Raw genomic sequence first — 12,171 nt, 5'->3', positions numbered from 1 at the left:
GGGAGGAAAGCATGGGAAATATCACGCTCAAGAACGTCTCGAAATCCTTCGGCTCGACGTCGATCATTCCGAACATCGATCTCGTCATCGAGGACGGCGAGTTCGTCGTCTTCGTCGGCCCGTCGGGCTGCGGCAAGTCCACGCTGCTGCGCCTGATCGCCGGCCTGGAGGACACCAGCGGCGGCACCATCAACATTGACGGTCGCGACGTCACCGGCGAGGCGCCGGCCAAGCGCAAGCTTGCCATGGTGTTCCAGTCCTATGCGCTCTACCCGCACATGACGGTGGCCAAGAACATCGCCTTTCCGCTGAAGATGGCGGGCGAGGACCAGGCGACCATCGACAGGAAGGTGAAGGACGCCGCGCGCGTGCTCAACCTCACCAATTATCTGGAGCGCCGCCCCGGCCAGCTTTCCGGCGGCCAGCGCCAGCGCGTCGCCATCGGCCGCGCCATCGTGCGCCAGCCTTCGGCCTTCCTGTTCGATGAACCCTTGTCCAACCTCGACGCGGCACTCCGCGGCACGATGCGGCTGGAGATCAGCGAACTGCACCACCAGCTCAAGACGACGATGATCTACGTCACCCACGACCAGGTCGAGGCGATGACCATGGCCGACAAGATCGTCGTGCTGAATGCCGGAAATGTCGAGCAGGTCGGCTCGCCGATGGAGCTCTACAAGACGCCGAAGAACCTGTTCGTCGCCGGCTTCATCGGCTCGCCGAAAATGAATCTGATCGAAGGCGCCCCGGCGGCGAAGTACGGCGCCAAGACCATCGGCATCCGGCCCGAGCACATGGCGATCTCGACCACGGCGGGCGATTGGAAGGCAACAGTCGGCGTTGCCGAACACCTGGGATCCGACACGTTCCTGCATGTCCAGGCCGACGGTGTCGGCCCGCTGACGGTGCGCGCCGACGGCGAACTCAGCGTCCACCATGGCGACAGTATTTATCTCACGCCCGACAAGGCCAAGCTGCATCGCTTCGGCCCCGACGGCAAGGCGTCGGCGGCATGAGGCTGAAAGGCAAATCGGCGCTGATCACCGGGTCGGCGCGCGGCATCGGCAAGGCCTTCGCCGAAGCCTATGCCCGTGAGGGCGCCATCGTGGCGATTGCCGACATTGATCTCGAGGCGGCGCAAGAGACAGCCGCCGGGATCGGCGGCAAGGCCTATGCGGTGAAGCTCGACGTCACGGACCAGGCCTCCATCGATGCCGCGGTGCAGGCGGTGGAAACCAGGACCGGTGGCCTGGACATACTGATCAACAACGCCGCGATCTTCGACCTTGCGCCGATCGTCGATATCTCGCGGGCGAGCTATGAAAAACTGTTCTCGGTCAATGTCGCCGGCACGCTGTTCATGCTGCAGGCGGCCGCGCGCTCGATGATCGCGCAGGGAAAGGGCGGCAGGATCATCAACATGGCGAGCCAGGCCGGACGGCGCGGCGAACCGCTGGTCGCGGTCTACTGCGCCAGCAAGGCGGCGGTCATTTCGCTGACCCAGTCGGCCGGGCTCGACCTGATCAAGCACGGCATCAACGTCAACGGCATCGCGCCTGGCGTCGTCGACAGCGACATGTGGGACCAGGTCGACGCGCTGTTCGCCAAATATGAGAACCGGCCGAAAGGCGAGAAGAAAAGACTGGTCGGTGAAGGCGTGCCTTACGGCCGCATGGGCAGACCGGAGGACCTCGCCGGCATGGCGGTCTTCCTCGCCAGCAGCGACGCCGAATACATCGTCGCCCAGACCTACAATGTCGATGGCGGCCAGTGGATGAGTTGAGGCGGGGGCGGCCTCTTCTCCCCGTGCCTCCGCGGGGAGAAGAGGCCAACATCAAGGTGGCGGCCGCATCGCCTCGGAAGTGCCGCTTCCTACCCTCTCCCGGTGAAGGGGAGAGAAGGGTAACGAAGGCCGCAACCCGGCCAAAAGGTAAACAGATGACCGTGAAACTCTCTTCCGCCAATCTCGCCAACCTGCCCGCCAGGGTCGCAGGTCCGAAATACGACCGCGCAGCGCTGAAGGCCGGCATCGTGCATTTCGGCGTCGGCAACTTCCATCGCTCGCACCAGGCCGTCTATCTCGACGAGCTGTTCAATTCGGGCGTCGGCCACGACTGGGCGCTGGTCGGCACCGGCGTGTTCGAGGGCGAGAAGATCGGCCGCGGCAAACTGGAAGAGCAGGACTGGCTGACGACGGTGGTCGAGCAGGACGAGGGTCATATGAGCGCCCGCGTCACCGGCGCCATGATCGACTTCCTGACGCCGGGCGATGCCGCCGCCATCATCGAACGGCTGGCCGATCCGGCGATCAAGATCGTGTCGCTGACCATCACCGAAGGCGGCTATTTCATCGATCCTGCCTCCGGCGTGTTCAACCCGACGCATCCCGATATCGTCGCCGATGCGCAGCCGGGCGCGACGCCGAAGACCGTGTTCGGCATCATCCTCGCCGGCCTGGTGCGGCGGCGCGGCGATGGCATCGCACCGTTCACGGTGATGTCCTGCGACAACATTCCCCACAACGGCCATGTCACGTCGGATGGCGTCATCGGGTTGGCCCGCCTGATCGACGAGGATCTGGCGGCCTGGGTCGGCGGCAATGTCGCTTTCCCGAACGCGATGGTCGACCGCATCACGCCGGCCACGTCGGACCGCGAACGCGCGATCCTGGCCAAGGATTTCGGCGTCGAGGACAATTGGCCTGTCTTTTGCGAACCCTTCCGGCAATGGGTGCTGGAAGACCATTTCACCGACGGCCGGCCGCCGCTTGAAAAGGTCGGCGTGCAGTTCGTCAAAGACGTCGCGCCCTACGAGCTGATGAAGATCCGCATCCTCAATGGCGGCCATGCCACCATCGCCTATCCGGCCGGGCTGATGGACATCCATTTCGTGCATGAGGCGATGCAGGAGCCGCTGGTGCGCGGCTTTCTCGACAAGCTCGAGCATGACGAAATCATTCCGACCGTACCGCCGGTGCCAGACACGGTCCTGGAGGATTATTACCAGCTCATCGAAAAGCGCTTTTCCAACCCCAAGATCGGCGACACGGTGCGCCGGCTCTGTCTCGACGGTTCCAATCGCCAGCCGAAATTCATCATCCCGACCATCGCCGACCGCTTGAAGGCGGGAAAGAGCGTCGCCGGCCTGGCACTTGAATCGGCGCTGTGGTGCCGCTACTGCTTCGGCACGACGGACAGCGGCGCGGTCATCGAGCCCAACGATCCGAACTGGGACCGCGTGCAGGCGACGGCAAAGGCGGCAAAGGACGCGCCCGCCGCCTGGCTTGCGATGGAAGACATCTATGGCGATGTCGGGCGCGCCACCGCGTTCGTCGAGGCTTTCGCGCATGCATTGAACCTGCTGTGGACGGATGGCACGCGCGCCACGCTGACGCGCTACCTCGCCGGCAAGCTCTGAAACGGGACCATGGCGCCGGAACTGGTCATTTTCGACTGCGACGGCGTGCTGGTGGACAGCGAGGCGCTGTCGGTCTCGGCACTGCTCGGCATGATCGCGCTTGCCGGCGGCAGTATCGGCGAGGATACGGCCTACGAGCATTTCCTCGGTAAGAGCATGAAAAGCGTGCGCGAGATCCTCGCCCGCGACTTCGGCCTGCCCATCACCGATCAGCACCTGACCACGATGCGTGTCGAATTGATGCGCAAATTCCGCGAGGAGCTGAAGCCGATCGCCGGCGTCAAGGAAGTGCTGCCGAGGCTCGGCTTGCCGTTCTGCGTCGCCTCCTCGGGCACGCTCGACCGCATCCGCTATACGCTCGACGTCACCGGCCTGCTCGGATTGATGGAGCCGCATCTGTTCAGTGCCGGCATGGTGGCCAGGGGCAAGCCGGCGCCCGACCTGTTCCTTCATGCCGCCGCCTCGATGCGGGCGCATCCGCGCAAATGCCTTGTGATCGAGGACAGCCCCGCCGGCGTCGCGGCGGCGCGGGCGGCTGATATGCGCGTGTTCGCCTTCACCGGCGGCGCGCATGCCGGCAACCCTGCCCTGAAAGCGCGGCTTGCGTCGAGTGAGCCGGACTTTATATTCGCTGACATGCTGCAATTGCCAGATCTGATTGCAGGCCTGGGAGCGAGAGACAGAGCATCTTGACGAAACAGTTCGTTTGCGCGGTCGATGTCGGCACCGGGAGCGCCCGCGCGGGCATTCTCGACACCAGTGGCACCTTGCTCGGCCGCGCCGAGCACCCGATCGCCATGCACCAGCCGAAAGCCGATCACGCCGAGCATGATTCGCGCGATATCTGGTCAGCCGTGTGCGCCGCGGTGCGTGCGGCCCGCGAAAAATCCGGTGTTGCCGCCGAGAACATTGCCGGCATTTCCTTCGATGCCACCTGCTCGCTGGTCGTGCGCGACAGGCAAGGCGGCCAGCTCAGCGTTTCGGTGACCGGAGAGGAGCGCTGGGACACCATCGTCTGGCTCGATCACCGCGCCATCGCCGAGGCCGACGAATGCACGGCGAGCGGCCATGAGGTGCTCAACTATATCGGCGGCGTCATGTCGCCGGAAATGGCGACGCCGAAGCTGATGTGGCTGAAGCGAAACCTGCCGAAGACCTGGAATGAAGCCGGCTATCTATTCGACCTTACCGACTTCCTGACCTGGCAGGCGACGGGGTCGCTGGCCCGCTCGCAGTGCACGCTGACCGCCAAATGGACCTATCTGGCGCACCGGGAACCCGCATGGCAGCGCGATTTCTTCGAACTCGTCGGCCTCGGCGACCTCTTCGAGCACGGCAATCTGCCCGAAAGAGCCAGTCCGGTCGGCGCTTACATCGGCTCTTTGAGCGCGCAAGCAGCGGCGGAGCTCGGCCTGACGGAGACATGCCGGGTCGGCGCCGGCGTGATCGATGCCTATGCCGGTGCGCTTGGCGTGCTCGGCGGGTTTGCCGGCGACGAGCGGAATATCGGCCGTCATTTGGCGCTGATCGCCGGCACATCCTCCTGCGTCATGGCGATGTCACCCGATCCGCAGCCCTTCGCCGGGGTCTGGGGGCCATACTACGGCGCCGCGCTACCGAAGCTGTGGCTGTCGGAGGGCGGCCAGTCGGCCACCGGCGCCCTGCTCGACCACATCATCCGCTGGCACGGCGCCGGCGGCGAGCCGAACGCGGCCATGCATGCCAGGATTGCAAGCCGCGTCGCCGAGCTGCGCGCGGCGGAGGGCGATGCCCTTGCCGGCCGGCTGCATGTGCTGCCCGACTTTCACGGCAACCGCTCGCCGCTCGCCGACCCGCATGCGGTCGGCGTGGTCAGCGGGCTTACGCTGGATTCCTCCTTCGACAGCCTGTGCCGACTTTACTGGCGCACCGCCGTGGGCATCGCGCTCGGCGTGCGCCATGTGCTGGAAGCGCTGAACGAGAACGGCTATCTCATCGACACGCTGCATGTCACCGGCGGCCACACCAAAAATCCCCTCTTGATGGAACTCTATGCCGACGCCACCGGCTGCACGGTGGTCGAGCCGCTGGCCGACGAGGCGGTGCTGCTCGGCACAGGCATGGTGGCGGCGACCGCCGCCGGGCTTTTCCCCGACCTCAACGCGGCCTGTCTTGCCATGCAGCAGGGCGGCAGGACGCGCGCCGCCAACCCGGCCGCCGGCGCCCGCTTCGATCGCGACTACCGGATTTTCCTGGAGATGCACCGGCAACGCCAGGCGCTCGACGCGATCCAGTAGAACGCGCCTTACCGTGTCAACAAGGATAGGCCGGACTTGGCATCGAACAGATGCATATCCGATTCGTCAAACGTATAGCGGACATCGCTGCGGATAGTTGGGCAGACGCGGCTGGGAACGAGTGCGCTGATCTCCTTGCCGCCAAGAGCGAATGTCACCAGTGCATCGTTGCCATGAAACTCGATGAGATCGGCCGTTCCCGCCAGGAAATTTCCGGCGCTGCCGGGGGTCGCGGGCTTGAGATCCGGAGGCCTGATGCCAAGCACCGCCTGCTCGCCATGTTGTAGCTTGAAGCGCGAGCCGTCGAGGGTGAAGACAGTTCCGCCATTGGTCAGCGTCCAGCCATTTTCTTTCCGGGCCACCGTCAAATCGATGAAATTCATGTTCGGCGTGCCGATGAAGCCGGCAACGAACAGATTGCCCGGCCGCTCGTAGATTTCCGCCGGCGAGCCGACCTGCTCGATGACGCCGTCCTTGAGCAGCACGATGCGGTCGGCGAGCGTCATCGCTTCGAGCTGGTCATGGGTGACATAGACGGTGGTGGTCTTCAGCGACTGGTGCAGCCGCGCGATCTCGACGCGCATGTGGTTGCGCAGCTTGGCGTCGAGATTGGACAGCGGCTCGTCGAACAGGAAGACTTTCGGCGTCTTGATCATGGCGCGCGCGATCGCCACGCGCTGCTGCTGGCCGCCGGAAAGCTCGGCCGGCTTGCGGCCGAGATAGGGTTCCAGCCCGAGCGTCCTTGACACCGCTTCGACCCGCTTCTGGATCTCGGCCGCCGGCACTTTCTGGCGCCGCAGCCCGAAGGCGATGTTGTCGAAGATCGTCATGTGGGGGTAGAGTGCGTAGTTCTGGAACACCATGGCGATGCCGCGGTCGCCCGGATCGAGATCGTTGACCACCTTGCCGCCGATCGAGACCTCGCCGCCGCTGATGTCCTCCAGCCCCGCCAACATGCGCAGCAAGGTCGACTTGCCACAGCCGGACGGGCCAAGGAACACGACGAACTCGTGCTCCTCGATCGAGAGATTGAGGTCGCGGATGACCGTCGTGGTGCCATAGGCCTTGTCGACATGAGAACAGGTGATCGCGGACATGGTCAGCCCTTTTCGCCGCTGAGCAGGATCTGCAGCTTGACGTCCTGCGGATGCGCTGCCGCCGCCCGCTCGAAAGCCTCGATGCTGTCGGAGAAGGGATAGGTGCCGGTGATCAGCGGCTTGAGATCGACCTTGCCGGAAGCGATGAGCTGCAAAGCGCGGTCGAAAATGTTGGCATAGCGGAACACGGTTTCGATGCGCACTTCCTTCGATATGGCCGCCGGCACGTTGAGCGACACCGGCTCCACCGGCAGCCCGACGAGCACCACCGCGCCGCCGGGGCGCACGACGTCGAACAAATCAGCGAAGGCCTTGGGGCTGCCGCTGGCCTCGAAGACGATGTCCGCACCCCAGCCATCGGTGGCCGCGCGCACCGCATCGACCAGCGGCTGCTCGCCGATGTTGACCGGAACGACGCCGGGATAGCGCCCGGCAATTTCGAGCTTGGGCGCGGAGAAGTCGGAAATCAGCACTTTCGAGCAGCCGCCGGCCAGGGCGGCCAGCGCGATCATGATGCCGATCGGGCCACAGCCGACCACAGCCGCCACGTCACCCGGAACGATGCGCGCGCGCGCCGCCGCCTGCATGCCGATGGCGAAAGGTTCGACCATCGCGCCTTCGGCGAAGGAGACGTTGTCGGGCAGCCTGTAGGTGAACGCCGCCGGATGCACGGCTTGCGGCGCCAGAATGCCGTGCACCGGCGGCGTCGCCCAGAAGGTGACGTCCGGGTCGACATTGTAGATGCCGAGTTTTGTCGCCCGCGACGACAAGTTCGGTACGCCCGGTTCCATGCAGACGCGATCGCCGACCTTCAGCGTCCGGACATTGGCGCCGATCTCGACGATCGTTCCGGACGCTTCGTGGCCGAGCACCATCGGCGCGCGCACGACATAGCTGCCGATGGCGCCATGGGTGTAGTAGTGCACGTCGCTGCCGCAGACGCCGACCGTATGGATGGCGATCCTGACGTCGTCCGGGCCTACGTCGAGCGGCAACGCGATCTCGCGCAGGGCCAGCTCGCCCTTTTTCTCAAGCACCAGTGCCCGCATCGTGTCGTCCTCGCTTCAAGTCTTTTTTTGCCGGAAAACGGAATTCAGGAATCCGCTGAGCACGCCGAGAAACAAAAGCGGCGGCAGCGACAGAAGCACGACCGAGGCGTTCAGGATTCCCCATGGCACGTTCATGCCTTGCTGGGAGAGTTCCGAGGCGACGATCGGCAAGGTCTTGGCGTTGGAGCTCGACAGCATCAGCGCTATCAGGAACTCGTTCCAGACCAGCACGAAACTGAAAGCCACCGCGCCGATCAGCGAGCGCGCCGCGACCGGCAGCGCGATCCTCCAGAACACCGAATAGGCGCCGTAGCCATCGACGAAGGCGGCTTCCTCGACCTCCTTCGGCACGGCCTGGAAGGCGGGAATGGCGAGCCACATGATCACCGAGATGGTGAGCAGGCAATAGGTGACGATCAGCGCGGCGAGCGTGTCGTAAAGCCCGAGCTGCAGCCAGATCACCATCAGCGGAATGGCGACCGCCACCGGCGGTAGGAAGCGAAGCGACAAAACGAAGAACTGGATGTCGCCGGCCCAACGGTTCGGGTAGCGCGCCACCGCGTAAGCCGCCGGTAGGCCGAGCACCACGCCGATCAGCACCGCGCAACCGCAGGCGACGACCGAATTGTAGAGGCCGGTCATGACGCTGTCGCGGCCGACGATATAGCTGATGTTAGCCAGCGTCGGCGTGAACACCAGGCGCGGGACGCGGGTGATGATGTCGACATTGTTCTTCAGCGAATTGAGCGCCGTCCACAGCAAAGGAAACACGGCCATGAAGCCTGCAAACGCCAGCACGGTCTTGCCGATCAGGCGGCCGGGTCTCATGCGATATGGTCTCATGCCTGCGCCCGCTTCCAGAGCATGGTGAAGGTGATGACCGTGGCGATCATCATCAGCACCGCCATCGCCGAGGCGTAGGAGACCTTGCCGGACTCGATGAAGCCTTGCGAGAAGGCGTACATGTCGAGCGTTTCGGTCGCCACGCCCGGACCGCCGCGGGTCATCACATAGATCAGGTCGAAGGAGCGCAGCGACTCGATCATCTTGACGAACATCAGGCTGACCAGCGGCGCCTTGAGCATCGGCAAGGTCACATAGGCGTGGATCTGCCAGCGTTTAGCATGGTCGAGCCGGGCCGCCTCGATCGGCTGCGGCGGCAGCGTTTCCAGGAGCTTCAGCACGATGACGGCGAAGAACAGGCCCCATTGCCAGACGTCGACCGAAGCGACGGCGAACAGCGCCGTCGACGGCTTGGACAGCGGATCGAAGATCAGCCCGCCGGTCAGCAGCCGGTAGGGGTAAGTGGCGATGCCGTAGAGCGGATGGTAGGCGAACTTCCAGACGAAGGCCGCCGAGACGCGCGGCAGCAGGACCGGGATGATGAACAGCAGGCAATAGACGTTGCGAAGGCGCGGCGAGGCGACCTCGAACATCAGGACGCCCAGTCCGATGGCGACCGTCATCGTCGCGATAACCGTGACGAATTCCCATTTCACCGACACCCAGACGGCGTTGAGAAAGCGGCGGTCGACGAACAGGTCGGCGAAATTCGAGAGCCAGACATAGGAATAGGCTGTCGAGCTGAGTTCACGGTTCTGCAGGGCGATGACGACCGCGTAGAGCGTCGGCACCATCGACAGCACCAGAAGGATGACGAGTGTCGGCACGACGAAGGTGACCGGCAGGGATGAGCGTCGCGGCATCTGTCTAACCTCTGCTGCGTCTCGAACGATTGAGCATGACTGACCTTTCGCGCGAAGGCTGGCTCAAACCGCAATGATGAACCAAGACCTGCGGCGCACAGGTTCCGGCGCTCCACCGAATGCCGTGGACCGCGCGCCGCAGGGGGAGGATGGCTTATTTCTTCACCAGCTCGTTGGCATAAGCCTCGAGTTCGTTTAGGCCGCCCTTGATATCGGTGCGGGTGCCGGTGACCAGTTCCTCGAGGATGATGCCCCAGCGGTCGCCGAGATCGGGCCAGCGCGGGTCCTGCCAGAAATTGACCGCCGTGACCTTGCCGGTTTCGGCCAGTGCCTGGCCGAGATCGGCGCCGTAAATATCGGCGAATTCCTTGCTGGCCAGGATGCTGGTGCGGTTCAGCTCGCCGAACTGGTGGGCGTCGAGCCGGCGCTTCTCGTTTTCCTTCGATGTTGCCCAGGCGATGAACAGGCCGGCGCATTTCTTCGACGCGTCGTCGGCATTGGCCTTCGTCGCGATGGCGAGGCCATGGCCGTAACCGCCGCCCGGCAGTGGCGACGGCGGCGGCATGAAGCCGATGTTGCCGACGACCTGCGAGGTCTTCGGATCGACCGCCATGCCCGACAGCGGCGTCGATTCGACCAGGATCGCGACCTGGCCCGACAGGAAGGCGCCGGTCGATTCATCCCAGCTGCCGGTCTGCGTGCCGGGCGCCGAATCCTTGAACAGTTTCAGGTAGGTCTCGGTCGCCTTGACCGCCGCATCCGAATTGAAGGCCGGCTTGTCGCCGTCGAACCACTGGCCGCCATAGGCCTTGAAGAAGGGCATCCAGCGCCAGACATTGGCGCCCGAACCGCGCGCGCCGCGCAGCGCGATGCCATACATGCCCTTGTCCGGATTGGTCAGCTTCGGCACGTCGGCGATCAGCTCGTCGAGCGTCTTCGGCGGCTGGATGCCGGCTGCCTTCAGCACGTCCTTGCGATAGACCATCAGGTCGCCGCCGCCGGTCAGCGGCGCGAACCAGACCTTGCCGTCATAGGTGGCGACCTTCTGGCGGCCGGGGTCGAAATCGGCATAGTCGTAGTCGGCCGGATAATAGTCGGCCAGCGGCACGATCCATTTCGAGGAAGCGAACAGCGCGACATTGGCTTCGTCGACATAGTAGACGTTGTAGTTGCCGACCGTGGACGCGTCGGCGCGCGATTTTGCCCGGCGGTCGTTCTCGTTGAGGTAATCGATCTGGAAGCCGGCGCCGGCAAGCTTCTCGAACTCGGCCTTGGAGTCCTCCAGAAGCGTCAGGCCGTCACGTGGTTGCGCCAGCACCTTGACCGGCGCCGAGCAGACCGGCGCCTGCGCCAAAGCGATGGTGGAAACGGTAGCGGAAAGCATGAAAGCTGCACCAAGGCTGGCAGCGAGCCGAATTGGTTTCATTATTTTCTCCTCCAGGAACACGTCGCAGGAAGCGGACGTCCTCGGCTTGCGCGATCCTCACCATCGCCCGAGCGACTTGCCACCCATCGCCAAAATGCGGAGTTGCAGCGGCTCGCGCTAGAAGCCCCGTTGCAGAAGACCTGTACTTTTATGCATTGTGCGGCGCAAAAACCGGCATCCCGTTGCGGCCAATCTCACATGAGTATCGATCGGACTCGGGGGCGGTGGTTTTTAGGGCGTGCTTACGCGCGCATCGCCAGCCGCTGCCGCGACAGCTTGCGATAGGATGACGGCGTCATCTTGTGCTTGCGCATGAAGGCGCGGTTGAAATTGGAGATGTTCATGTAGCCGACCTGGAAACAGATGTCGGTGATCGGAATATCGGTATCGGCCAGCAGCTTGCAGGCCTGCCAGAGCCTCAGCTTGGCAAGGTGGTCACTGAAGGAATTGCCGGTGTTCTTCTGGAAGAAGCGCGAGAATGTGCTCTCGGTCATTCCCGCGAGCGCCGCCACATCAGGCAGCTTCAGATCCTCGGCGAAATGCTGGAACAGATAGGTCAGCGTGCGCTGGATGATGTCGAGCGAGGCGGCATCCAGAACCGGGGAGAAATCCGGCGAGGACAACAGCTCGTATTCGTCGGTCCTGGCGAGGAGATCGACGAGATTCAGGAACAGGCAGAACCTGGTTAGCCCGCTGACCTCCCCCATCCGTTCCATCAGCTCGGCGCCTTCCAATGCCGTGCGGCCATGAAAAACCATGCCGCGCAGCGACCGCTCCAGAAACGGCTCCAGTTCGCGCAGTTCGGGCAACAGGCCAGCCGAGCCGCGCAGCCTCTCGGCATCGAACTGGAGGACGATGTCGCGGCCTTCGATCAGCTCGCCCGGCTGCACCGCCGTCACCCAATCATGCGGCAGCCCGCCGCCGACGATGGTCAGATAACCCGGCCCGAACTCGCCGATGTGGTCGCCGACCAGCACGACGCCGGAAGATTTTCGCAACAGGTGGATTTCGTACTCAGGATGGAAATTCCAGACATTGCGCTCCCAGGGATAGTCGTCCAGCCGCCACAGGAAACTGTCGCTCGCCTCGGTGACGATATGTTCGAAGGCCGGCGCCGTGCGCGGGATCGCGGCCGGATTTTTCCTGCGCCTGAACTGCATCCTTCCCTCCCGGCAATTCGCCGGCTGCTCATGTCTCTTG

At 64.1% G+C, this 12,171-nt stretch carries 11 protein-coding genes; 5 read left to right on the top strand and 6 right to left on the bottom strand.

The genetic code is table 11. The features are described 5' to 3' along the window. Positions 1-11 precede the first annotated feature (11 nt). The 5 genes from FJ942_RS12765 to FJ942_RS12745 all read left to right on the top strand — a co-directional run bounded on the left by FJ942_RS12765 (position 12) and on the right by FJ942_RS12745 (position 5,693). A complete protein-coding gene (locus tag FJ942_RS12765; RefSeq protein ID WP_140514369.1) occupies positions 12-1,016 on the top strand; it encodes an ABC transporter ATP-binding protein in 1,005 nt (334 codons plus the stop codon). Then, complete coding sequence (locus FJ942_RS12760; protein WP_140514367.1) at positions 1,013-1,783, top strand: L-iditol 2-dehydrogenase; 771 nt, start codon at positions 1,013-1,015, stop codon at positions 1,781-1,783. Before FJ942_RS12765 ends, FJ942_RS12760 begins: the two co-directional genes overlap by 4 nt. A 155-nt stretch (positions 1,784-1,938) precedes the next feature. After that, positions 1,939-3,417 (top strand): mannitol dehydrogenase family protein, encoded by a 1,479-nt coding sequence (locus FJ942_RS12755; RefSeq protein WP_140897866.1) that lies wholly within the window; start codon positions 1,939-1,941, stop codon positions 3,415-3,417. A gap of 9 nt (positions 3,418-3,426) precedes the next feature. Continuing rightward, positions 3,427-4,110, top strand: a complete 684-nt coding sequence (locus FJ942_RS12750; RefSeq protein ID WP_140514364.1) for an HAD family hydrolase — start codon at positions 3,427-3,429, stop codon at positions 4,108-4,110. After that, positions 4,107-5,693 carry an FGGY-family carbohydrate kinase gene (locus FJ942_RS12745; RefSeq protein WP_140514362.1) on the top strand — a complete coding sequence of 529 codons (1,587 nt, stop codon included), beginning with the start codon at positions 4,107-4,109 and terminating at the stop codon, positions 5,691-5,693. The genes FJ942_RS12750 and FJ942_RS12745 overlap by 4 nt, the downstream gene beginning before the upstream one ends. 8 nt (positions 5,694-5,701) lie before the next feature. Here the strand turns inward: FJ942_RS12745 and ugpC are convergent, their stop codons facing one another. The 6 genes from ugpC to FJ942_RS12715 form a co-directional block, all read right to left on the bottom strand. Next, a complete protein-coding gene (gene ugpC / locus FJ942_RS12740; protein ID WP_140559028.1) occupies positions 5,702-6,790 on the bottom strand; it encodes a sn-glycerol-3-phosphate ABC transporter ATP-binding protein UgpC in 1,089 nt (362 codons plus the stop codon). Between the two features lie 2 nt (positions 6,791-6,792). Further along, positions 6,793-7,839 (bottom strand): NAD(P)-dependent alcohol dehydrogenase, encoded by a 1,047-nt coding sequence (locus FJ942_RS12735; RefSeq protein ID WP_140559031.1) that lies wholly within the window; start codon positions 7,837-7,839, stop codon positions 6,793-6,795. A 15-nt stretch (positions 7,840-7,854) separates the two neighbouring features. Beyond that, positions 7,855-8,667: a carbohydrate ABC transporter permease gene (locus FJ942_RS12730; protein WP_140491365.1), complete on the bottom strand. Its 813-nt coding sequence runs from the start codon at positions 8,665-8,667 to the stop codon at positions 7,855-7,857. Positions 8,668-8,678: 11 nt separating this feature from the next. Further along, on the bottom strand, positions 8,679-9,545 hold the full coding sequence (locus tag FJ942_RS12725) for a sugar ABC transporter permease (RefSeq protein WP_140563613.1): 867 nt from the start codon (positions 9,543-9,545) through the stop codon (positions 8,679-8,681). 154 nt (positions 9,546-9,699) lie between these two features. After that, on the bottom strand, positions 9,700-10,971 hold the full coding sequence (locus FJ942_RS12720; protein WP_140897864.1) for an extracellular solute-binding protein: 1,272 nt from the start codon (positions 10,969-10,971) through the stop codon (positions 9,700-9,702). A 242-nt stretch (positions 10,972-11,213) separates the two neighbouring features. Further along, on the bottom strand, positions 11,214-12,131 hold the full coding sequence (locus FJ942_RS12715; RefSeq protein WP_140559037.1) for an AraC family transcriptional regulator: 918 nt from the start codon (positions 12,129-12,131) through the stop codon (positions 11,214-11,216). Between the last annotated feature and the right edge of the window lie 40 nt (positions 12,132-12,171).

Origin of the sequence: Mesorhizobium sp. B2-4-2, from assembly GCF_006442845.1 — a bacterium.
GTDB lineage: Bacteria > Pseudomonadota > Alphaproteobacteria > Rhizobiales > Rhizobiaceae > Mesorhizobium.
This window is presented reverse-complemented; position numbering and strand designations above follow the sequence as displayed.